Genomic DNA, 22,294 nt, shown 5'->3' with positions numbered 1-22,294 from the left:
TCAAGCGAGGTCAGGCTAAACCTAAGATAGTTGCTGGTCTAATTTGGAAATGACTTAAGGGCCTTTGGAGCCCCAAATTGGCTTTATAAAAGGCCTTGTCGTGTAATTAGAGACTAGCAACAGATTCAGGATTTTCTAACTGACATAAAAGAAGCAGCCCAAGACTTGAATTCCTTGAACCGCTTAGTCATTATTCTGAGATGATTCATGCAGGTTGAAGACTATTCTTCCTTTTCTGAGTAACCACAGCCTTCTTTGGGACATAAAATTTGACGACCAACTTTTTTGTTTTCTTTAACCGTCAAAATAGGCCAACTGCATTGTGGGCAGGGACGGTCAATGGGTTCATTCCATAAGGCATAATCACATTTGGGATAATCACCACAAGAGTAGAAGATTTTCCCTTTACGTGATTTACGTTGCAAGATATGGGCGTGATTGCATTTAGGACAGGTAACCCCAGTATCTGCCGGTTTCTCAATAGGCTCCATGTGCTTGCATTGAGGATAATTGCTGCAGCCAATGAAGCGTCCATAACGTCCTGCTTTGATATGTAATTCATGATTACATACAGGACAGCTACGACCTTCGACTACTTCGCTCTCTTTTTTCTCGGCGTCTTGACCACTTAGATCTTGAGTGTAATCACATTCCGGATAGCCCGTACAACCGATAAAGCGTCCACGTTTGCCTAGGCGGATTGATAAGGGTTTGCTGCATTTAGGACATTGTTCTGCCAGTATTTCGGTTGTTACGTCCTTACGTTGTACCTGTTCATCGGTATCTTGAATTTGATGAAGGAAAGGCTTCCAAAAATCTTCTAAAACCGGTACCCATTCTTTTTCGCCCCGTGCAATGGCGTCCAAGGTGTCTTCAAGTTGTGCAGTAAACTTATAATCCACATAGCGAGTGAAGTAATTGGTTAAAAAACGATTAACGATCCGGCCGACATCGGTTGGCACGAAGCGTTTTTTATCGACTACGACGTATTCCCGTTGTTGTAGGGTGTGGATAATCGTGGCATAAGTGGACGGACGGCCAATATCATGTTCTTCTAAGGCTTTAACTAAAGTGGCCTCTGAATATCTAGGTGGTGGCTCAGTAAAATGCTGATTAGCTAAAATATCTTGCAGACTAACTTTGTCTCCCACACTGAATGCGGGCAGAATAGTCCCTTCACCGTCTTCTTTGTCTTTTGAATCATCACGGCCTTCTTCATACACCGTAAGAAAACCAGGAAAAGTTACTGTTGAACCATTGGCTCGAAAAATATTGCCTTTACCTGAGCTTAAATCTACTGCGACAGTATCCATAATCGCATCAGCCATTTGGCTTGCCACTGTACGCTTCCAGATCAGAGCATAGAGCTTGTATTGCTCCCCGGTTAGCGATTCTTGGATCATCTCTGGAGTACGTTTAACCGAAGTGGGCCGAATAGCTTCATGTGCTTCTTGGGCATTTTTCGACTTGGTTTTATAGGCTCTCACTTCTTTAGGGCAATTTTCTTTACCATACCGCGTATTAATAAATTCTCTAATTTCTTCAATTGCCTCATTAGCCAAGTTAACCGAATCGGTACGCATATAACTAATAAGACCAACTGTACCTGTGCCTATATCAATCCCTTCATAAAGCTGTTGTGCCACCATCATGGTTTTTCGGGCCGTAAAGCCAAGCTTTCGTGCTGCTTCTTGTTGTAAGGTAGAGGTAATGAATGGGGGGGAGGGTTTGCGTTTGCGTTGTTTTTTCTCGATTTCTGTAACACTGAGCACTCCCTTTGCTTCTTGAAGCAATAGCTCTTTTATTTGTTCAGCACTTTTTTGGCCTTGAATCGTAAATTGTTGCAGCTTTTCATTTTGATAGTGGGTTAGTCGCGCTTCAAAAGGAGCATTTTGGTGCTGACATTGCGCTATTATTTTCCAATATTCTTGGGATACAAAACGCTCAATTTCCTCCTCTCGCTCCACTATTAAACGTAGGGCTGGGCTTTGGACGCGGCCAGCTGAAAGGCCACGACGAATTTTTTTCCATAATAAGGGGGAGAGATTAAACCCTACTAAATAATCTAAAGCTCGCCTTGCTTGTTGGGCATTAACTAAATCCATGGATATTGCTCTGGGGTTGTTAATGGCCTCTTGAATAGCTGATTTAGTAATTTCATTAAAGAAAATTCGATGCACGCTTTTTTCTTTAACGAGATTTTTTTCTTTCATAAGTTCAAAAATATGCCAAGATATTGCTTCGCCTTCTCTATCCGGGTCCGTTGCCAGTAACAAGGAGTCTGATTTTTTTAGCGTTTTAGCAATGGTTTCAATATGGCGGGAATTTTTTTCCAAAGGGGCGTAGGTCATGGCAAAATGTCGCTCGGGATCTACAGAGCCTTTGCGTGGGGGTAAATCCCTGACATGCCCATAGGAGGCTAAGACCTCATAATCATTACCGAGATATTTTTGAATTGTTTTAGCTTTTGCGGGTGACTCTACGATCACCAAGTGTTTACTCATATCAAATAAACCTTTCCTTTAAATAAGTTTTATAATTATTTTGCTTAATGAATTTTGTTGCTAGGGCTAGTGCAAAGTTAATTCGTCTTCTGATTGGTATAGCACAAGATCAAGAAAAGCCAACTGTTCTTCATTAAAATTATTTGCTAAAACATTTCTAATGGTCCATTTAGCTTCTTGGAGAGTAACGATACGGGATTCGGAAAATTGCAATTGGTTCATTATGAGCTCAAGGGCATCATTATCAATAATACCTAATAATTTCATTTTCATCAGAAATTGATAGCTCGCTTTCGTTAGTTTCATTTGCTCATCATAGGTAAACACGCGAGTTGAACTTAAATGGGCGGTACGTATATACAAGGATTGATTCTCTGCATTAGGCGTTTCGTCATCAACTAACTCTACTGAGTCAGGATCGGCAGATTGGTGCTTTTTTTGTAATTGGGTTAGACTTTGTTCAAATAAATTTAATAAGAGTTCGAATAAATTATCTTTCATATTAACACCTTATGTAGCCGCCGGGGACAGCAGTAATGGTCCCTTGTAATTCTAATTCAGCAAGTTGATTAGTGATTTGTTCTAAAGAAAAACCACTGCGTACTACCATTTGATCAATGCTTGTCGTTTCAAAACCGATGAACTTTACTAGGTTTTCGCTCTCACTTGCAAGGGAAAAAAAAGATTTATCCGTTGCCAAGGGAGGACTGTCTAATCTAAGCTCATTTAAAACATCATTAATTGAGGTCACTAATTTAGCACCTTGTTGTAACAAGTAATGACAGCCTCGTGCTAAGGGGTTATGTATCGACCCCGGAATTGCTAGTACATCCCTATTTTGATCTAAAGCCATGCGTGCTGTAATTAGAGAACCACTCTTAATTGCCGCTTCAATAACCAAAGTGCATAATGATAGACCGCTTATTATACGATTTCTGCGTGGAAAATGTCCAGCGATAGGTGGGCTTTTTAATGGAAATTCACTCATTACTAAGCCTTTTTCCCTAATTTGTCCTGCGAGTTTTAGATGACGGCGCGGATAAATGCAATCAATTCCAGTTCCAAGCACTGCAATAGTTTGTCCTTGAGATGCAAGACAACCCAGATGAGCTTGGGCATCGACCCCTAACGCCAAACCACTAACAATAGTTACTCCTTGGTTTGCGATTTCTTTAGCGAATTGCTTAGCATTTTCACTTCCTGCTATGGAGGGGTTACGGCTTCCTACGACAGCCAAAGTCGGCTTTTTTAACGCTGATAACTGTCCTTGAGCATACAATACAACCGGTGGATCAGCTATTTCGCGTAATAGCGCAGGGTAGTCTGGCGACTCCCAACTTAGTAAATGGTTATCGCTAGCGGCATTTTGCCAGTTTAAGTCCTCATCAATTAAATTGAAATTAAATTGTTTAAGGGTATGAGCTAAACGAGTAGGTAGGCCGGCGTGTTCCATTTCGCTAAGTGATAATTCAAATAATTCCTCTAAATCGGGCCAACGTTCCTGTAATTTTAAGACGGTTCGAGGACCAACTTGATTCATCCTGTTTAGCGCGAGATAATAGACTAAATTTTTCATGGGTTTCCAACAGTATCCAACAAATAGACTGCTCGAGTCGAGCGGACGATTAAGGCAAAACTTGTTTTAGTGAACGGCCGAAAGACCATTGCCTCCCCTATCCGTTCGGGAGGAAGTTTTATCGAACGTAGATGATTTTTAGGATCGGGAACAACGCGCGCTTTGGCATAAACGCCTAGAACATCCCCAGCTTTCAGACCTGCGTCAGCACCGACATTTAATACAATGACATTGCCTACGGCGCCTTGCGTATTACCAGAAGGCATGCCATTAGGCATCTCAAGAATTAAACCATAAATGCTTGTGCTAGGGGCACTGGGCTCAAAATACAGCTCAAACTCTGGACTGTTGTTGATTAATACTTTATCTTCAATTTTAATTCCTTCAATAATATTGGTTAGCAATACTGTAGCAGGCTCACCACCGGCAATGAGCTCCCCATAGCCTACTAATTTAGCTTGATAACCCAAGAGTATTTTTCGAATAGGGTCGATATAACTTCTTCCAGTACGAAAGAGTGAATAAGCTATAGTCCCGCCCTCGGGTAAAATAGGCGAGCTATGGAGTCCTCTGACATAAACTTGATCTCCCTGTCCTCCTAGCATCCGCTCAGGCGGTAGTGCTATCACATAAGGCGCTCGACTTAACACATCCTCATCTAAGACTAATGATTCATTAAGATAGGGTTTTATATCCCCTAAAGGGATAGGAGGAATTTCTTCTTCTAGCGGTGTTGCGCGCATAGTTGGTGATAATTTAATTGTCCCATTGGATAAGACCCGCAAATAAGGTTTTTGGGCATGATAACCCAGGGCTATCACGGCACCAGCATATAAACGATCAGGATTTTTAATAGCAGGATTGGCACGCCATAATTCCTTCCATTCCCAAGGATTTTTTAAGTACTGACTTGCGATTGACCAGAGAGTATCACCGGGTCGTACTACATATTCTTTAGGCGCGTCCGCCCTTAAACTGAGTGCCTGACTCAGGGGTGATAAGAGGAAACAAATAATGAAAAAAAAGTATCTCATGCATCATTCCTTTGCTAAGCCTAGTATGGTGTAGCCTGGTTGCGGGCAAGCAGACTAGTTTTGCCAGTCATTGGATTCTAGCCTATTGACTGGTCATCTTTCCGTCAGATTAGGATGAAAGAGCTCACGTGCATCTTGCAGCCGTACTTTAGATCATGCGATAATAGCATGATAGTTATGTGGAGAACCAGATAGCAATGGCTATTCGTAAAATTCTTTATTTACCCGATGCACGCTTAAGAACTGTGGCTAAACCAGTTGTTAACTTCGATGACAATCTGCAAACCTTAATCGATGATATGTTTGAAACCATGTATGACGCACATGGCGTGGGGCTAGCCGCACCTCAAATTGGGGTTAGTCTGCGTTTATCAGTGATTGATATAATTGGCGATAAAAGCAAGCAATTAGTCATTATCAATCCTGAGATAATCGCCTCTGAGGGCGAGAAAAAATATGAAGAAGGTTGTCTCTCCGTTCCTGGCGCTTATGATACCGTAGTCCGCGCCCAAAAAGTTACTGTAAGAGCCTTAGATCGAACCGGAACCCCCTTCGAAGTAACGGGTGAGGATTTATTTGCAGAATGTTTGCAGCATGAAATTGATCACTTAAATGGCAAATTATTTGTGGATTTGTTGTCCCCTCTTAAAAGAGCCTTAGCTCGTAAAAAGCTCGATAAATTTAAAAGGCGCCAAGCTTCCAAATGAGTTCTTTAAATATAATTTTTGCCGGTACTCCTGAGTTTGGCCTGCCTTGTTTGACGGCTTTAAATCAATCGCCCCATCACCTAGCTGCTGTTTATACGCAACCTGATAGGCCTGCGGGTCGAGGGCGCAAACTTCAAGCCTCCGCGGTGAAGGAGTGGGCTTTAGCTCATAATATTCCTGTTTATCAACCCTTGAATTTTAAAACACAAGACGCGGTCGACGAATTGGCAGCCTTAAAACCGGATCTGATGGTAGTCATTGCCTATGGCCTTATTTTACCCCGCAAAGTGTTGGATATTCCACGCTTAGGTTGCATTAATGTCCACGCCTCCTTATTACCGCGTTGGCGGGGTGCATCGCCAATTCAGCAAGTTATTTTGCATGGTGAGAAGCAAACGGGTGTGACTATTATGCAGATGGATGTCGGCTTGGATACGGGGCCGATGCTGGCTAAGTCAAGCTGTGTCATTAACGCCACTGATACTGCCGGAAGCCTCCATGATAAATTAGCGGCTTTATCGGCTAAACCCTTGTTAGACACCGTCAATTTATTAGCTCATGGACAGGTACAAGCGGAAGTTCAAGAGGAACACCTAGCCACTTATGCTAAGAAAATTAATAAAGAAGATGGGTGTATCAATTGGCAAAATCCTGCCTCGTTAATTGATCAACAAATTCGGGCTTTTAACCCTTGGCCTATTGCTTATACTTTTTTAGACGATAAGCCCCTGAGAATCCACGAAGCCTCTGTTATTGAGCTGTCTGAAGAGTCAACTCCAGGAACTATAGTAAGCCTTGATAAAAAAGGGATGCTGGTGGCAACCACGCAAGGGGGATTATTGATTAAAAAAATTCAGTTCCCGAGTGCTAAAGCAGTCTCTATTGCCGATTGGTTAAACTCTGGAAAAACTCAATTGCATGTGGGTTTAATGTTTCCATGAGTCAGAATGAACGTCTGTCTGCCTTAAAAATTTTAGTGCAGGTTACCGAACAGCACCTTTCTTTAGCCCAAACTTTGCCTTCATCGGCAACGCCCATGACAAAAGAGCTTTGTTTTGGTGTCTGTAGGCATTACCTGCGCTTAAGTAAATTAGCTGATTTATTAGTCGACAAGCGGCCCAAAGCCGATGAAGTCTGGCTTGCCATTCTCATGGGCTTATATCAACTGCACTACATGAATTTGCCTGATTATGCGGTAGTGAAAGAGACAGTTGCTTTGGTTGAAAAAGTAAAAAAGCCTTGGGCCAAAGGTTTAGTCAATGCCGTATTGCGCAATTTTTGCCGTAAGCAAGCTGAGCTGCTGGCTACTTTAAACGATGATCCCCAATTTATTTATGGGCACCCACCGCATTTATTAGCACGAATTCAAAAGGCTTGGCCTCAGGATTGGCAAGCAATTGCCTTAGCTAATGATGCCCATCCGCCGATGACTCTGCGAGTTAATTTGCAACTAACTTCTGTTGAAGACTACCTCCATGAGCTGGAAGTACTAGGCATTGCGGCCAAAGCGCATCCCTTAGTGTCTTCGGCAATAACTCTAGTAAGTCCTTGCGATGTGCGTAACCTACCTGGTTTTACTGAGGGCAAGATCGCCGTACAAGATGCTGCAGCACAACTGGCTGCGTCCTTATTAGATTTAAAACCAGGTTTAAGAGTATTGGATGCTTGTTGTGCTCCGGGTGGAAAAACCTGTCATATTTTAGAAACCCAAAGCCAGTTGGCGGCTTGTGTTGCGGTGGATGTAGATAATAAACGCTTATTGCGAGTCAAAGAGAATTTAAATCGGCAGCAATTAACAGCAGAGATAGTGCAAGGAGATGCTTTAAACCCGCAGCAGTGGTGGGATAGTCAATTGTTTGATCGTATTTTGTTGGATGCTCCTTGTTCAGCACTTGGCGTGGTTCGTCGACATGCCGACATTAAACTGTTGCGCACCGAGGATGAGATTAAGGCGGTTGTTCACACTCAATACAGCATGTTACGCTCTTTATGGCCCTTATTAGCCCCTAAAGGTATCTTGGTTTATGCTACCTGTTCCATTATGCCGGAAGAGAATGAACAACAGATAGCGCAGTTTTTAAACGAACATGAAGAATGTACACTCCTTCCTATTGCAGCAGAATGGGGAAGAGCAACACCTCATGGCCGACAAATACTCCCAGGTGAACAGGGAATGGATGGGTTTTTTTACAGTATTTTACTTAAGGAGAAGTGATGGTAATTAACTGGCCCTTAGTGGTGGTGTTGTTTTGCTTATCAATCCCCGGTGTTTTTATTGCAATGACTCGCTTGGTTTATTTTTTATTACCCGACAATACCGAACCCGTAAAAAAGAAAGCGAGTCGCATGGTTATTTTCCAAGCTTTATTCACGGTTTTGGCCATGAGTTTTGCGGGCACGGTGTTATCGGTTCGCACCGGCTTAAGTGACCCGGTATTGGTGCCTTTATTGCAAGGTAAAGAAGTATTAAATACCTTTTTAGGGTCTTTACTGCCGACTTTTATGTATGCGCTAGTATGTTTCCTGGTTTTTTGTATTTTGTATTATGGTATTGTGCGTTCAATTTTAGATGAAAAAAGTTTGGCAATTATGGCTAAATTACGTGTTGCTTTAAAGCCTGATGGTTTATTGCTTTATGGCGGTGTGGTTGAGGAAATTATTGCTCGCTGGGGCTTAATGAATTTAGTTACTTTTTTCGCCTTGCTTTTTACTAAGCAGATGAATGATGGGGTGGTCTATGCATCCATTATTATCAGTGGTTTACTCTTTGTAATCGGTCAAATACCCATTTATATTGCTGCAGGGTGTAATTCTTACCGTCGTTTAATTTATTCCTTAGTGCTTTTAAGTCTTTGCCAGTCTATATTTTTTGGCCTGGTATTTTGGCTTTATGGCCTTTTGGCTGCTATTATGGCCCATGTTTTATTCCATCTTTTTTGGTGCATTTATGAACGTAAATAGACAGGGCTTAAATAACCATTACTACAGGCGCTAAGAATTCTTAGCGCACAGCTAGCTTGCCATTCTTAATTATTAATCAAGACCTGAGGCGGTGTTATAGACATCTCTTCCCCCATGGATAAATGGGGTATTTTATAGCTGATGCAACGATTCACATTAACGGATTTAGTTAAAGTAAGGTAGCAATTAATGACTTCTCCTTTTACGTTATACATCAACAAATCCACATTACCGGGACAATCGCCACTAAGGTTAATTTTATAATGCTCTGGGTTGGCAACTTCCTTATCAAACACCTTGGCTACGCATCTGACTAATTGTTCACCCTTTACCTGATTGGGGTTTTTATAGCAGTCTTTGATAACTGCCAGCGTCATGGTCAATAGGGCTTGCGAATAAGCAGTTGGTGATTTGGGTTGCACCTTCTCAGTAGCTAGAGCCTGAAAGGAAAAAGAGCTAAGCACACTAAATAAAATAATTTTATAAAACATGGGTTCTCTAATTTATAAGGATTATAGAATATATTCTAAATGGAAATAACTTCTATTAGCAAATTCGTCTTGTTGGCTATTATTTACTGAGTCATACTAAGCTCATTATTGGTTATCATGAGCTAAAGTTTAATCCATGCAGCCTGAATTATTTTTTTTACCTATCACGAGTTTAGTGGCAGGCCAGTATCAGCCCCGACAGGACTTTAATTCTGCGGGTTTACAGGAATTAGCACAATCAATAAGTTCACAAGGGTTGATTGAGCCTTTAATTGTTCGTGCCATTGCTAAACAACGTTATGAAATTATTGCCGGGGAAAGGCGTTGGCGTGCTGCGCAATTAGCGGGCTTGGACAAAGTACCTTGTTTGGTGGGGGAGTATAGTGATAAACAAGCTTGTGCGCTAAGTTTAATAGAAAACATCCAACGGCAGAATTTAAATTTAATTGAAGAGGCGGGCGGTTACCGTCGCCTCATTGAGGAGTTTAATTACCAGCAAGATGAAATTGCTGTTTTAGTGGGTAAATCGCGTAGTCATATTGCTAATCTTTTGCGTTTATTGAGTTTAACCCCCCAGGTAAAAGCCTTGATTACTGAACAACTCCTTTCTTTAGGACATGCCCGCATGCTTGTAGGCCTTGAGCCTCTCCAGCAAGAATATTTCGCCCAATTAGTTATTAATGAGCAGTGGTCGGTGCGTCAACTTGAACAGGAAATTAAATTATTTAAATCGAAAACACCTTTAAAAAATGCCAAGAAAGATCGGGATGTTGAACGTTTACAACGTATTTTAGCAGAACAAGTGGGCGCTCCTGTACAAATAATAAACGACGGGGGCGATGGCGGCTGGCTTAAAGTTAAATTTTTTGACAATGATACGCTCGCAGGGCTTTTGGAGAGGTTAGGCTTGCGTTATGATTAGCCTATTCTTGTTTCATAAGGAACTACCTGGATGAAAGGGACACTTACTGGCCTTTGTTTAGGGATTTTATATTCTACTTGTGCTTTAAGTTTAGGGCTGCCCAATGGAATAGATAAGTTAATTACTAAGGTCAACCCTAAAGTAAATTTAGGGGCGGTGGTTATTGATTTAACCTCAGGGGAGACCATTTATCGCCGAAATGCCGATCGTCTTTACATCCCAGCTAGTAATATGAAATTATTCTCTGAAGCGGCAGCTTTAATGGCTTTAGGCCCTGATTACCGCTTTAAAAATCAACTCAGCACGAATGCTACGCAATTAGAGAATGGCATTTTAAAAGGCAATCTTTATGTTCATTTAAGTGGTGATCCTTCTTTTTCTCGCGATGATTTAAGGCATCTTTTAGCCTCGCTTCGTGACTGGAATATAACCAGCATTCAAGGCAATATTTATATTGTTAGTAGCTTGGCTGCGGTGGATGCTTATCCTCCTGGCTGGTTGAAATCTGATTTAGCTTATAGTTATGGGGCGCCTATCGCACCCTTAATGTTAGACGCTAATCGGCTCACAGTAACCGTAAACCCGGGTGCCCAAGTGGGTGCCCCGGCTTTAGTTGAAGCAGATGATGGCGGTGGGGTGATTGCTGTGACCAATCAAGCGAGCACCAAGGCGAGCGAGAAAGGATGTGGGGTTGGTTTTTCTTTAAATCAGGATAACCAATTAGTAGCCCGCGGTTGTGTGGGTTTAGGCCAATGGGCAGTACAACAACGCCTAGCCATTAAAAATCCCTTAAAATACGCCCAAGGCGTTATTCGCTCCATCTTAGCTAAGGAGCATATCGCTTTTAATGGTCAAGTTGAGCTTGGCAAGTCACCAACAGGCACTTTACAGATCGCGACCCAATATTCAAGGCCCTTATCCCATTTAATGGCTGACACTTTAAAGCCTTCTGACAATCTCTATGCCGATAGCCTCTATTTACATGCAGCAGCTAAAATCCATGGCTCCCCGCTAAATTGGAATGATGCGCAAGCGGTGGTAAAAAACTTCTTACAACAGCAAACGGGCATTGATCTTAAAAACGCAACCTTTACGGATGGATCGGGTTTATCACGGTATAATTTAGTCACACCGCAACAAACTATTTCCTTATTAACTTTTTTATACCAACGTTTCCCTATGTCCTATGAATACATTGCTGCTTTACCTATATCGGGACGTGATGGCACTTTGCAAAAACGATTCAAAACACCGCAACAACAAGGTTTTGTGCGGGCGAAAACCGGTACAATGACGGGGATGAACAGCCTATCTGGATATTTATATACTACCAATGGACATACTTTAGCTTTTGCGTTATTTATAAATCGCCTGCCTGGCTCTAATGCGGGCCCGGGACGACCATTATTAGATGCTTTATGCACCTATCTTTTACAATTAAATCCAAGCAGTAACCGTTTGGCCCGCGTTTTTGCTCCTCATAGCCGTATTAAATTCCAATCAAATCCCACTCAAGCAGAGGTGCAAAGAAGCCAGCAGGCCAAATGGCGCCATGTAGAAGCAGGGATACGTTTAGCGCTTAGAGGGCAGCCGGTGAGTATTGCTTATCGCAATCATGAATTGGTCATTACTGATAACCAAGCGGATTCCGGTAAGGTATGGCTCGCATTAAAAGCCGCGGCAAAAAAATATTCGTTTGCAGTAGCTTTGACGGCGGCTGAAAAAGTCGTTGTTGCCCCGAATGACAAACCTTTAATGTTATGGATTCAAGCGCCAGCGGTAGCTACTCAACGTACTTGGGTCATTAGGCAAGCAGTTTAGATTACTTAGATTAAAATTGGTTTGGAGCTTTTGCTATGCGTGTACTTCTCTTAATCGCATTATCGACCTTCTGGGTAATGAATGCCTTTGCAGGACCGCAATTTCTTATTCTGACAGATATTCATTATGGCGCCGATAATAATGCTCGCGATGGCGAAGATACCGGGCCTGCTTTTTTGAAAATCGCTTTAAGGCGAATGGAACAGCTGAGTAAAGAGGTCGATTTTATCCTGAATTTAGGCGATCTTCCTACTCATATGCAGATTTTTACCTCTAAAAAGGGGCAGTATGAGCGAACTTTATTCCATGAGCTGTTTGCAGCAGACTCATTCACTAAACCCATGTTTTATATTCCCGGGAATAATGATTCATTAGGGGGTAATTATCAACCTTTTGAGGTAAATGGTGAATCACCACTTTCTTACGCCAATGATTGGGATGGGGCTTGTGTTGACTGTAAAGAGCTGCTTATTGATCCAAGTAATATGCGTCATGGAGGCTATTATTCTTCTTATGTGATACCCAATAACAAAGAACTTATCCTTTTTGCTTTAAACTCTGCCCCCTTTGTTAAAGTTCCCTTACTAGCTTCAAACTATCCGCACCAAGAGGAAGATGCTGAAGCAGAGTTAGCGTGGCTTGAGGAACAATTACAACAACATTCCGCCAAACAGTTATTAATCGCGATGCATGTGCCGCCGGGGATTAATTACAAAGGTAATCCCTTTTGGAATGAAAAAGCTTTAAGCCGTTTTATTGCGCTTTTAGACCATTATTCGCCTTCCTATGGCGAAATAACTTTGCTTTCTGGACATACCCATATGGACGAGTTAAGGAAATTGACCTTAGCTAATGGGCGGTCTATTTATGACTATTCTACCCCTGCTATCAGTCGTATTCATCATAACAATCCAGGAATGAAGATTATCAGTTTAAACGATAAGTTGGCAGTAAGTAATTATACGACCTACTACACAAGCGAATTAAATAATTGGGGTAATGAGCACTATCAGGCAAGGGGAACTGAACTTGCTATTTTTCCTAATTGCCATAGCGATAATTTGGCAGCCTGTTTGAATGCCTTAACTACCCAACAAGCCTGCGCAGACTTAGAAAAAGGCCTATTTTATGGCTCAAAAAGTGATCGCGTTCCTCAAGATGTTTGTCATTATACTTATGTCATCCAAGAGCGCTTCAAGTAAATAAAATAGTTGGGCCTTTGGCCCAACTTAGATTTAATAGTATCAGGGAAAGTACTTATTAGGCGGTGATGGAATCAACGCCGCCATCTGCAGGCATAGTGCGAATACGTTGGGCTTCTATAACTAATACTTTAAAATAGTCATAAGACATATAGAAGTTTCCTTTATCGCCTAGTTTGTCACCCCAAGAATTACGTAAGGTAAATAAGCCTTTGTGTTGATTACCTTTTTCATCCGTTGCGATAGCGTCATCATCATAGCCAGTAATAACCATTTCATGCCCACCAAACATAGGGCGTAAATAAATATCCCGTGCTATTTCAGGAGTTAAAATCCAGGTATCAAAAGTACTATGGTGAGAACCCACTGCGCCCATCATCCCTAAATCAAAATCCAATAAAAGCACTCCAAAAGTGACGCGATCTTTTTCATTTAAAGCTTGTTTAATATCCATTAAAGTTTTATCGGTATCAACTCGGTCTAAGGCGGTGAAAATATCTAAAATAGGGGACCAGCTTACTTTATCATTAATTGATTCGCTCATTTGGTGATAGTCTTCTGGACTAATAGATGAGGCAGGGATAGGCTTACCTACATTTGGATATTCGGTCAAGCCGCCACAGCCAAGCGCTTCTTGTTGTTTTTTACTCACAACACCATAAGACTCCATCTGACTTAAAACGGTACGACCTAAAGAGCCATCCCAGCCACTTACATTATAGCCATTGGTTTCCAAATAATTTCCTAATTGTAATTGGCAAAGTTGGCTGACGTAATCCCCTTGCCCTAAGGCGGCATTGATTGCTGCGGTGCTTGCAAAAGTAACGCAGGTACCAAAGCTTCCCTGATCCAGGACGGGCACGTTATTCATGCCTAAATCTACTTTGCTCGGAAAATGAGAAGGGCTTAGATGTACTTTTTTACTGGTGACGAGGCTAGTTCTTTTGCTAATTGCTGTTTCTGCCGGTTTACTAAGTTCTACTTTAAGAAGCTTAATGGAGCGGGAGGGCGATGCTTTTAATAGATGAGTATGGCCTATAGTTTTAAAACTATGGCTTAGAGTTCCAACTATTTTGATATCTTGAGCATACATAGGGGTGCTAAAGGCTGCGGCTAATAACAGCAACTTATGGACTTGCATTAATCATTCTCCTGAATATTGATGCTTGAAAAGGATGTTTATAATACTCTATGTGTTAAAATTTGGCAATATTGGCGATGCGCTATCTTATTTTCTGTGAGGATTTTAAATATAAAATGTAACGCAAAGGGAGGGATATCGAAGATTATTTTATCGAAAGAATACCCATTAGCAACCGCCTCGTTGCTAATGGGTATCTACAGATCTATTAACCTGGGCCACCTGATAGTTGGATGGTTGGATCGTCCGATAAATCTAAATCTCTATCACGCTCAACTTGGGGGGCAGTGGATTTTCTTGCTTCTTGCGCTAGGTGTCTTAGTTCTCTTTGTCTACTGAAGTCTAAAGGCACAATGCTTTCTTGATGAGGCGCATGCACTGCTTGATGCTGGGCTTCTAGTTCTGCTTTAGCGCCCTCTACTAATTGTCTGTTATTTTCCTGAATGGCATCAAATCGGGTTTGAGTAGCTGCTTCTCGTGATGCCCACCATTTAGGTAAAACTTTAAATAAAGTATAGGCGAGTAGGGTTACACCAGCAGCAGCTGCTATAACTAATCCCGCTGGTGGAAATCCTGCAGTAATTCCCACCGCCGCTGCTATGCCTAAACCAATCCCTGTGGCGCCTATTGCTGCTGCCACTGGTTTTAAAGCACCTTTCATTTCTTTTAGCCAACTAAATTTTTGAACCCCATTAAACTCAGCTAAAACATTATCCGTAAGGCCCTTATGACATTGCCATTTAGAAGCATTTTTTACATTAGTGTGGACTGGCTCGGCTGAATTCGTATTGAGCAATTCACCCTTAGTGGACAATTTAGCATGTCCGCCTTGATCAATAAAACTAATAAGAGCTTGAAAGCCTTCTAAATTTAAAGAACCATATAGAGTATTCATATTTTTAGTGATATTGGGAAGATCACTGTGTTGAATAGCTGTTTCTAATCCGTCAGTGGCGGTTTTAAGCTCTTTTGCTTCCTCTTTAGAAAGATATTTATCCAGCAAAGCATCACGGGTTGCTTTATCTAAACTTACAAAGTCTAAAATAGCCGCGCGGCCATTCACCGCTTGGGCGCGTTCATTCGCGCTTTTACAGCCCCCAATGGATGCATTTTCGGCAAAAACAGAAAGGGCTTGATAAGTAAAGCCATTATCCAAGTCATTAAACGCTTTGGCTTTAAACAAAGCTGCCATAGCATGTTTCGCATCACTGAGAAATTCAGCACGATGATCTTCTAATGCGGTTGCAAGTCGCTGATCTCGTTGTGCTGCCGATTCATCAACCGGTATTACTACTTCTACCATGGGTTTTTCTGGTTTAGCCAGAGGGGGTGATGCTTGTATGGTAGCCAATTGTGCAAGAGTTGGGGTGTTATTTTTAACCACATAGTCATAAAAAGAGGTTTCAGGGGTAGTTAAAAATTGTTTATAGTCGGCAAAGATTTTTTGGGCATTGTTTTTGTCCTCTACCGAAAGCGTATCGTAAATGGTATGTAAGGCTGCTAATTGCCCCATTAGCGCGGCTTCATTAACTATGGAGGGGTTGCTTGGATCGATGTCTATATTGTGCCCCCATCCGTTTACCGGAACATTTTGTACTAAGCAAAGAGGCGCTACGGGATTATTTCTATTGTATTCATGGGCTGCTTTAAGTATATGGTCAGCGCTTTGGGTTTGTTTATTATTGCGTTCATCATACCATTCTGCAGGATGAGGCATCTTAGTTGAACCGTCGCCAGTACGATTAAGGCTAGTGTATAAGTTGTAGACAAAAGCTTTTGGTATCGGCCCTCTATCGATATCACCAAGTTGGTATTTACTCTGTAAATGCTGGATCTTCTGTGCCGTGTCGGTTACGATCATGGCATTAAATGCATCTAACCGGCTTACTGGTTTTTGGGGAGTGGCTTTAGCAAGCTCATTTCGCATAAGCTCATATTCAGCCTTAATTTGCTCGATTTCCGGTGCAGAAAGAGATTTATCTTTAGCTAATTTTTGAATTCTGGTGTCTATATCATCAAGAAGAAGTGGTTCTTGAAGTCCTTTTTTCTGAGCTTTTTCAGCTTTTGCGTGATGTTTATCATCTTGATCGAGTAATTTTTCTGTGTATTTGTGTAACACTTTAACTGCTAAAGCGGGAACTCGAACTTGTTGGCGATGAGCCAATGCTTGTACTACACCACTTTCTTTCAAATGATGAGAGTACAGGGTTTGATCAGCAACATACTTAGCACCTACCTGTTGATGATGGGACGTTTTCTCACTCGCCCCTATATAACTAATTGCCCCCGTACCCCTACTAATATGAACCGTATCATTCAGGCTTGCACTAGTGGATTTAGCTAGTTCTTTTGTTAAATGTTGCGTGATGTCTTTGTCAAATTGAATCCCTGTTGCTTTAATCAATTCAACCCGAACTGCTTTTGCGATTTCTGGTAAAATTTTCTTTCTTGCGGCATCGAGTTCTTTATTTAATGCCTTTTGGAAAGCTTCTTCATCAAAGGGATCTGTTTTGCTCACTTTTTTATAGGCTGTTACGAGCGCTTTGGCTTCCAATGCCTGTATTTTTTCATTCAATTTCAATAAGGCATTATCTAATCCTTTTTGAAATAATTCATCTTTATCGCCAAAGGGCGCATCTCTACCTGCACGATCTACAGCAGTTCTTACCATACGACCGATTAGGTGGGCATGGAAATGAGTTTCTTGATGTAAACTTATAATTCGCCCTTTAGCAAGATTTTGATATTGCGCAATAATTTGCTCTTTGCTTTCATCTATTTTTAATCGATCAGCCTCACTTAGTTTCTCGGGATTTTTCTTCCCTTGCAGAACAGTCACTAAACTGGATTCAAGTTTAGCTTTAAACAGTGGATTTAATGGCTCTTGGCTTCCCGTTTGGATATCATAACTAACTGAGGTTGTGGCGGTAACAGGGTGCCCTAACAATTTCTCAAATTCTTGTTTAAAGGCCGCTAAATTATATTCCGCGGGTAGAGGATCTTCTGCTTTTATTTTCTTTTGAGCGCGGTATATTTTTTCCCATGCATTAGCATCCAGTTTGACCTGTAACAGTACTCTTCCTTGGGGATCAATCGGCAATTTTGCTTTATCCCGCTCATAAATAATTTTTGCTTGAGCATTTACTTCTTCTAGATAGCGTGCTTGTGCTTGGGCGCGTTCAGCTGGTGTAGGCATAGGAGTCTCTCACGAATATCCATTCATTATATTTAGTTTATACCAGATAACTTAACTATTTATTAAGCAAATTAAGTTTAGTAGAAATTTTTATATAAGTGAAAATGAGTGTCTTTCGGGCTATTACCAGCCGTCATAACCTTAACCGATTTTTTTAAAGCGGAGCTGCTATAATTAACCTGGATAAGAAAACCGTAGAAAGCTAGATGCGAGAGAAATTAAGTACCAGAGGAGTTAGGAGCATGGATAGATCTAAATTTTTAAGCAAAGTCATTGGCTTTTATTTGATTATAGTTAGTTCAGTGATGCTCGCTAACATGCCTTCTTTTTATCATCATATAAATGAGGTAGTGAGTAATAGCTCCCTGATGTTCGTAACCGGTTTTTTTACCCTTATGTTGGGCTTACTCATGGTAGTAGCTCATAATATATGGGAATGGAATTGGCGTCTCATTATTACTCTTACTGCTTGGCTGGTGGTATTAAAGGCTTTGAATCTTATTATATTTCCCGATGCACTTGATCAAGTGACCAAGTTATTTTTGAACAATAATTCTTTAGCGTATGGAATTGCGAGTTTAGATTTTGTCCTTGGAATAGTGTTGGTGTATTTTGGTTTTAGGCGTTAGATGCGGTTAACTAACTAGTAAATGCAACCTAAGCCGATACTTTTGAGCGTGCTAGTTAGCCATGACCCCGATACGGCCAAAATTTTAATCTAAATAATCCCTTCTTGGAATGATAAGTAAAAATGGCTTACACTCTTTAGGCATTATCATCCTATTAATTTTCACCTAGTACACAGGAGTGTGTTCATGTATGGATATTTTAGTTGCGCAATTCGTCTTATATTAATTGGAGCTATGGGCTTGGGGACTGCAACAGCGGCAACACCACCTCAAAAAGTTCTACCTAGCTTTAAGGCCGCAGCAGTTGCTTATGATCCTGCTTGGGGTGATTTAGAGGGTAATATCCAACGCATGGTAAAAGGTGTGGAGGAAGTAGGGAAGCAAGGGGTCAAGTTAGCGGTGCTCCCGGAAACCGCAAATATGGGGTATATCTTTGATAATTTTGCGATGGCAAAACCTTTTCTTGATACAGTCCCAGGAAAAACGACCCAGGCCCTTGCTGAAATTGCTCGGAAATATCATATGTACATCGCGGTAGGATTGGGTGAACTCGATCCCGTCAGTGGTCTAGGTTACAATACTTCAGCCTTAATAGGGCCTGAAGGCTATATTGGTAAATATAGAAAACATGGTTTGAACCCCCAAGATCAACGCTGGGTCTCAGATGGAAACTTAGGGTTTCCGGTCTTTGATACTGAACTAGGACGGATTTCCTTACTGATCTGTTACGATGATACTTACTGGCAGTACGCACGTTTAGCTCTCTTACACCAAGTGGATATCATTGCCTGGTCAAGCGTCTCCGATCGCGTTATGCCTGGCACACCAGTGGCTCAAGCTAAGGGTGACCATTCTACCATAGCGAGTGTGCAGCATCTTTCAGCAGATACTGGCGCTTGGGTCGTGGCTGCCACTCGTAATGGAATAGAAACTAATCCCCTTACTCAACAACAGTTATATTATAATGGTGGTTCCAGTATTTGGGATCCTGCTGGAAATAAAGTCGCACAGCTTCCTGTAGTAAAACCAGAAGTATTGCCCTCAGGTGTTCATGGTGTGGCCATTACTACCATTGAGCCCGCTAAATCTGCGCCGGTGCGCGCAAGTCTTATGGCACGAAGAAGACCAGAACTTTATGGCGTGCTTGCCTTACACCGAGCTCCGACCGATCCCTCTAATGGAACAGTGCTAGCGAGAACAATAACTATAACTATTGAAGCTGGAGATCTTGCTCATGCCAATCAAAACACCTGGGTTGCGCCCCGAAAAAATGGTATAGCTGTATTACCGATGTTATTTCACTACGGACCAAATCGTTCAGCTGATGAGTATAAACGCCTTGCCGAGAAGCAAAATGGCCCTTCAGAAGCTATTATTTCCCAACTTGCTCAAGAGGGACAAGGTTATGTTGCTGGCAGTTATCCTGAGCGTTCAGGTGATAGCGTCTATCATACTATTGCTTTAGCAAATCCCACAGGAGCAATTATTGCCCGTTATCGAGCAACCCATTTAGGTCTTAATTCTTGGGCTAAAGAGGGTGATGAGTTTGTGGTTGTGACTACACCTATCGGTCGTATTGCCTTGGCTTTAGCTGAGGAGCTTGTGGTTCCTGAAGTTTATGGAGTCTATTCAGCCTTAAGAGCGGATTTATTAGCGGCTCCTTCAGGCAGTTGGGATAAAGCGATTTTATTACAAATCGATCCGCAATTATATGACAGTTCTTATCCACCTGGAACTCCATACGCACCCTATTCTGCAGCAAAAATGGGCCAACTGTGGGTTGCTGCCGCTGGATGGGGCAGCTCCTCACAAGCTTCCGCCTTCCTATTAGGGCCAGAGCCGGTAGTCGCTACACCACCGAAGGCGGTACAAGGCGGACAAGTACTACAAGCAGAAGTGGTTGCTCCTTGGGCAGGAACCTGGATTAATCAGCAGCAATTAATAGGAGGGCAACAACCCTGGAATACCATTCCGTTAGTCCTCTTAAACGATAATCCTTGCTTCAATACTTGGAGTAAGGCTGCAGGTTGGCAGCCCGTTTGTTGGTAAATACAGGGCTAATTGAGCAAGATACTTTGCTATTTAAATTTATAGCTTATATTGGCTGTTGATTGAGGAGCCGTTTATTCTGGCTCCTCTTAAGATAAATGAAGTCAACCTAGGTTAGGCTTTAATAAAAATCTATGGTAGTTGTGGTTACATCAATGGGTTCAACATAATCCACTAAAACTGGCTCTATTACCGGACTCACTACTCTAGTTACCACGGGGCGTACTGGGACGACCTTAACTTTCGTCACCACCGGTACATAAGATACTTTTTTTACAGGAACCACACTAACTTGTTGATATTCAACGACGCCAGTGCTACAACAACCGGTAGTTAAAGCGATAATCCCTGCTAGTATTGTCCATTTCATAATGAGCCCCAATTGTTATATTGTTAAACAAATTGTAGTTTATTTGATCTTTTTTTTCCAGGAAAATCGCAGGTCTTAAGGCTTATTATTTTTTTGGTTTTTTGCCATTAACATGATAAAGAAAGACGAGTATTTGGGCGACCGCTTGATACAATGAACGAGGGATTTCGTCATTAAGGCGTACTTTGGACAATAAGGCCGTTAACTCATCGTTTTTTTGCAAAGGAACACCATTAGCCAAAGCGGTATCAATAATTTTTTGCGCAATGCGTCCTTCCCCTTTCGCGGTAACTCTTGGTGCAGAACTGCCATCGTATTTTAATGCGACGGCTTTTTGTTTGTTTTTTTTCATATCCGGATATCCAATAAGTGTAAATTCTCAGTTTGAATTTTGTTATTTTCTAAACCTAATTTGAGATTAAAACCACCTAAGTTTAAACCCAGCTCTTTAAGGAGATCTTGCATATCCCCTTGGTAGTGATTCAAGGTATCAATAGTTTCTTGTTTATCGGTATTAATCTTTACACTAACCTCAGTACCATTTAAGGTAACCGTACCTTGAAGGTCTCCTAATTCAGACAGACTAACCGCAAAAGACATCGACCATTGGCTTGGTTCAGTGGCAGTTGCTTTTCTTTGTTTAATCATTAAAGGGATCACATCGATGTCATTTTGTGGAGTTTTGACCGGTATATCTAACATAATAAGAAAACCGGATTTATTATCATCCTGTTGCGCCATTTGGGTAAGATGAGTTACTTGGTTGGCGGTAATGCGAGATAGGGCCTGATTGACCTGTTCGTGAATGACCGTTTGGATGGTTTCTGGGGTTTTATCACTAAGATTTAGAATGGCATCCTTATGCAAGGGTTGAGGGATTGCACCGGGTAAGGGTAGCGGGTCACGTTGCAAGGTCGGGTTAGCATTATCTTGCGTTTCATTTTTAATGCTCATTAAGAAATTATTTTTGAGCTCAATTGGCAGGCTATTGAGTAGCTTAAGATATTGGGCTTTAAAATCGGTCTGTACAGGAGCGGTAGGCATGCCTGGTTGCCATTGCAATAAAGTTGATTCTAAGAACACCCCACTTTGGTTAATGGCTTTAGATAATTGCTGGGGTAATTGCGCGATAGCGGGAATGTTCGCTAATAAGGTTTTTATTTGTTGCATAATCGCTGGTGGGAGTTTATCTGTTTGTCCCACTTGGCTGGACTGTACTAACTGCTCTAAATTTTCTAAGAGATTGGTGGGTGGCGCTTGTTTGGGTAAGTTTTGCATCAAAGCATTTTGTAAAATAGTTTTTTGTAAGGCAGGCGCGTTTTGGGGCTGTTGCTGTACTTGAAGAACTATTTCATCGTCTGTATTGACGACCTTAACATCTAAGGTTTCACCGGGAGTAAATTGGTGGGAAGTTTTTGCATTGATATTTTGGCCATTGATATTAATAGTGACTTCACCATCATTTAACGGAGTAAGGACGACCGCTTTCAAGGCTTGGCCTAAATAAAGCGCCAAATCGAGTTTAGATAATTTAATTTCTTGGGACGTCAAGGCCACTGGGCCCGACGGTCAGGGCCACCTCATGAAAAAAATCTAGCTTAAATCGGTAAATAATGAGAGGCTAGCTTCATTTAAATGGATATAGGAATGAAGCTGGAAGAAGGATTTTTAGATTTTTTTATTTCACTTGA

The 22,294-nt window shown here is 41.6% G+C and carries 19 protein-coding genes; 9 read left to right on the top strand and 10 right to left on the bottom strand.

The features are described 5' to 3' along the window. Positions 1-221: 221 nt before the first annotated feature. From topA to ELY15_RS01880, 4 genes are all read right to left on the bottom strand, one after another. On the bottom strand, positions 222-2,504 hold the full coding sequence (topA, locus tag ELY15_RS01895) for a type I DNA topoisomerase (RefSeq protein WP_127097970.1): 2,283 nt from the start codon (positions 2,502-2,504) through the stop codon (positions 222-224). 66 nt (positions 2,505-2,570) lie between these two features. Continuing rightward, positions 2,571-3,005 carry a DUF494 family protein gene (locus ELY15_RS01890; RefSeq protein ID WP_127097969.1) on the bottom strand — a complete coding sequence of 145 codons (435 nt, stop codon included), beginning with the start codon at positions 3,003-3,005 and terminating at the stop codon, positions 2,571-2,573. A gap of 1 nt (position 3,006) precedes the next feature. Then, positions 3,007-4,080 carry a DNA-processing protein DprA gene (gene dprA, locus ELY15_RS01885; RefSeq protein ID WP_127097968.1) on the bottom strand — a complete coding sequence of 358 codons (1,074 nt, stop codon included), beginning with the start codon at positions 4,078-4,080 and terminating at the stop codon, positions 3,007-3,009. After that, positions 4,077-5,114, bottom strand: coding sequence for a LysM peptidoglycan-binding domain-containing protein (locus tag ELY15_RS01880; protein ID WP_127097967.1), 1,038 nt, complete (start codon positions 5,112-5,114; stop codon positions 4,077-4,079). The genes dprA and ELY15_RS01880 overlap by 4 nt, the downstream gene beginning before the upstream one ends. 197 nt (positions 5,115-5,311) lie before the next feature. Here ELY15_RS01880 and def point away from each other — a divergent pair, with 197 nt between their 5' ends. Genes def through ELY15_RS01860 form a run of 4 tightly spaced genes read left to right on the top strand, consistent with a single transcriptional unit; the run spans position 5,312 to position 8,782 of the window. Beyond that, on the top strand, positions 5,312-5,821 hold the full coding sequence (gene def, locus ELY15_RS01875; RefSeq protein WP_127097966.1) for a peptide deformylase: 510 nt from the start codon (positions 5,312-5,314) through the stop codon (positions 5,819-5,821). Further along, positions 5,818-6,762: a methionyl-tRNA formyltransferase gene (gene fmt, locus ELY15_RS01870; protein ID WP_127097965.1), complete on the top strand. Its 945-nt coding sequence runs from the start codon at positions 5,818-5,820 to the stop codon at positions 6,760-6,762. Before def ends, fmt begins: the two co-directional genes overlap by 4 nt. Beyond that, entirely contained in the window at positions 6,759-8,036 is a 1,278-nt protein-coding gene (gene rsmB, locus ELY15_RS01865) for a 16S rRNA (cytosine(967)-C(5))-methyltransferase RsmB (protein WP_127097964.1), read from the top strand. Before fmt ends, rsmB begins: the two co-directional genes overlap by 4 nt. Further along, entirely contained in the window at positions 8,036-8,782 is a 747-nt protein-coding gene (locus ELY15_RS01860) for a CPBP family glutamic-type intramembrane protease (protein ID WP_127097963.1), read from the top strand. The genes rsmB and ELY15_RS01860 overlap by 1 nt, the downstream gene beginning before the upstream one ends. Before the next feature lie 65 nt (positions 8,783-8,847). On the opposite strand, the gene ELY15_RS01855 is transcribed toward ELY15_RS01860, so the two are convergent. Next, positions 8,848-9,273: a hypothetical protein gene (locus ELY15_RS01855; protein WP_127097962.1), complete on the bottom strand. Its 426-nt coding sequence runs from the start codon at positions 9,271-9,273 to the stop codon at positions 8,848-8,850. A 136-nt stretch (positions 9,274-9,409) separates the two neighbouring features. Here ELY15_RS01855 and ELY15_RS01850 point away from each other — a divergent pair, with 136 nt between their 5' ends. The 3 genes from ELY15_RS01850 to ELY15_RS01840 are packed head-to-tail and all read left to right on the top strand — an operon-like array spanning position 9,410 to position 13,218. After that, a complete protein-coding gene (locus ELY15_RS01850) occupies positions 9,410-10,195 on the top strand; it encodes a ParB/RepB/Spo0J family partition protein (protein ID WP_127097961.1) in 786 nt (261 codons plus the stop codon). Positions 10,196-10,225: 30 nt separating this feature from the next. Continuing rightward, the gene (gene dacB, locus ELY15_RS01845) at positions 10,226-12,016 is read left to right on the top strand and encodes a D-alanyl-D-alanine carboxypeptidase/D-alanyl-D-alanine-endopeptidase (protein WP_127097960.1); all 1,791 of its coding nucleotides are present in this window, start codon (positions 10,226-10,228) and stop codon (positions 12,014-12,016) included. Positions 12,017-12,051: 35 nt separating this feature from the next. After that, positions 12,052-13,218 carry a metallophosphoesterase gene (locus ELY15_RS01840; protein WP_127097959.1) on the top strand — a complete coding sequence of 389 codons (1,167 nt, stop codon included), beginning with the start codon at positions 12,052-12,054 and terminating at the stop codon, positions 13,216-13,218. 58 nt (positions 13,219-13,276) lie between these two features. Here ELY15_RS01840 and ELY15_RS01835 read toward each other — a convergent pair whose 3' ends face one another. Continuing rightward, positions 13,277-14,359, bottom strand: a complete 1,083-nt coding sequence (locus tag ELY15_RS01835) for a C1 family peptidase (protein ID WP_127097958.1) — start codon at positions 14,357-14,359, stop codon at positions 13,277-13,279. 208 nt (positions 14,360-14,567) lie between these two features. After that, positions 14,568-17,555 carry a hypothetical protein gene (locus ELY15_RS01830; protein ID WP_127097957.1) on the bottom strand — a complete coding sequence of 996 codons (2,988 nt, stop codon included), beginning with the start codon at positions 17,553-17,555 and terminating at the stop codon, positions 14,568-14,570. A 242-nt stretch (positions 17,556-17,797) separates the two neighbouring features. On the opposite strand from ELY15_RS01830, the gene ELY15_RS01825 reads away from it, so the two are divergent. Continuing rightward, positions 17,798-18,184 carry a hypothetical protein gene (locus ELY15_RS01825; RefSeq protein ID WP_127097956.1) on the top strand — a complete coding sequence of 129 codons (387 nt, stop codon included), beginning with the start codon at positions 17,798-17,800 and terminating at the stop codon, positions 18,182-18,184. Positions 18,185-18,370: 186 nt separating this feature from the next. Continuing rightward, positions 18,371-20,233: a carbon-nitrogen hydrolase family protein gene (locus ELY15_RS01820; RefSeq protein ID WP_199744142.1), complete on the top strand. Its 1,863-nt coding sequence runs from the start codon at positions 18,371-18,373 to the stop codon at positions 20,231-20,233. 121 nt (positions 20,234-20,354) lie between these two features. Here ELY15_RS01820 and ELY15_RS01815 read toward each other — a convergent pair whose 3' ends face one another. The 3 genes from ELY15_RS01815 to ELY15_RS01805 form a co-directional block, all read right to left on the bottom strand. Then, the gene (locus tag ELY15_RS01815) at positions 20,355-20,603 is read right to left on the bottom strand and encodes a hypothetical protein (RefSeq protein WP_127097955.1); all 249 of its coding nucleotides are present in this window, start codon (positions 20,601-20,603) and stop codon (positions 20,355-20,357) included. 85 nt (positions 20,604-20,688) lie between these two features. Beyond that, positions 20,689-20,955, bottom strand: coding sequence for an EscU/YscU/HrcU family type III secretion system export apparatus switch protein (locus tag ELY15_RS01810; protein ID WP_127097954.1), 267 nt, complete (start codon positions 20,953-20,955; stop codon positions 20,689-20,691). Next, complete coding sequence (locus ELY15_RS01805) at positions 20,952-22,154, bottom strand: flagellar hook-length control protein FliK (RefSeq protein WP_370449366.1); 1,203 nt, start codon at positions 22,152-22,154, stop codon at positions 20,952-20,954. The genes ELY15_RS01810 and ELY15_RS01805 overlap by 4 nt, the downstream gene beginning before the upstream one ends. Positions 22,155-22,294: the final 140 nt, after the last annotated feature.

Origin of the sequence: Legionella sp. km772, from assembly GCF_003989735.1 — a bacterium.
Classification (GTDB): Bacteria; Pseudomonadota; Gammaproteobacteria; order Legionellales; family Legionellaceae; genus Legionella.
Note: the sequence above shows the minus strand (reverse complement) of the source record. Positions and strands in the feature narration are given on the sequence as shown.

Coding starts and splice junctions, on each gene's coding strand:
- ELY15_RS01835 (WP_127097958.1), bottom strand. CDS start 14,359: ATGCAAGTCCATAAGTTGCTGTTATTAGCCGCAGCCTTTAGCACCCCT.
- ELY15_RS01830 (WP_127097957.1), bottom strand. CDS start 17,555: ATGCCTACACCAGCTGAACGCGCCCAAGCACAAGCACGCTATCTAGAA.
- ELY15_RS01890 (WP_127097969.1), bottom strand. CDS start 3,005: ATGAAAGATAATTTATTCGAACTCTTATTAAATTTATTTGAACAAAGT.
- ELY15_RS01815 (WP_127097955.1), bottom strand. CDS start 20,603: ATGAAATGGACAATACTAGCAGGGATTATCGCTTTAACTACCGGTTGT.
- ELY15_RS01820 (WP_199744142.1), top strand. CDS start 18,371: ATGTATGGATATTTTAGTTGCGCAATTCGTCTTATATTAATTGGAGCT.
- ELY15_RS01850 (WP_127097961.1), top strand. CDS start 9,410: ATGCAGCCTGAATTATTTTTTTTACCTATCACGAGTTTAGTGGCAGGC.
- rsmB (WP_127097964.1), top strand. CDS start 6,759: ATGAGTCAGAATGAACGTCTGTCTGCCTTAAAAATTTTAGTGCAGGTT.
- topA (WP_127097970.1), bottom strand. CDS start 2,504: ATGAGTAAACACTTGGTGATCGTAGAGTCACCCGCAAAAGCTAAAACA.
- ELY15_RS01810 (WP_127097954.1), bottom strand. CDS start 20,955: ATGAAAAAAAACAAACAAAAAGCCGTCGCATTAAAATACGATGGCAGT.
- ELY15_RS01840 (WP_127097959.1), top strand. CDS start 12,052: ATGCGTGTACTTCTCTTAATCGCATTATCGACCTTCTGGGTAATGAAT.
- ELY15_RS01825 (WP_127097956.1), top strand. CDS start 17,798: ATGGATAGATCTAAATTTTTAAGCAAAGTCATTGGCTTTTATTTGATT.
- dprA (WP_127097968.1), bottom strand. CDS start 4,080: ATGAAAAATTTAGTCTATTATCTCGCGCTAAACAGGATGAATCAAGTT.
- def (WP_127097966.1), top strand. CDS start 5,312: ATGGCTATTCGTAAAATTCTTTATTTACCCGATGCACGCTTAAGAACT.
- ELY15_RS01860 (WP_127097963.1), top strand. CDS start 8,036: ATGGTAATTAACTGGCCCTTAGTGGTGGTGTTGTTTTGCTTATCAATC.
- fmt (WP_127097965.1), top strand. CDS start 5,818: ATGAGTTCTTTAAATATAATTTTTGCCGGTACTCCTGAGTTTGGCCTG.
- dacB (WP_127097960.1), top strand. CDS start 10,226: ATGAAAGGGACACTTACTGGCCTTTGTTTAGGGATTTTATATTCTACT.
- ELY15_RS01880 (WP_127097967.1), bottom strand. CDS start 5,114: ATGAGATACTTTTTTTTCATTATTTGTTTCCTCTTATCACCCCTGAGT.
- ELY15_RS01855 (WP_127097962.1), bottom strand. CDS start 9,273: ATGTTTTATAAAATTATTTTATTTAGTGTGCTTAGCTCTTTTTCCTTT.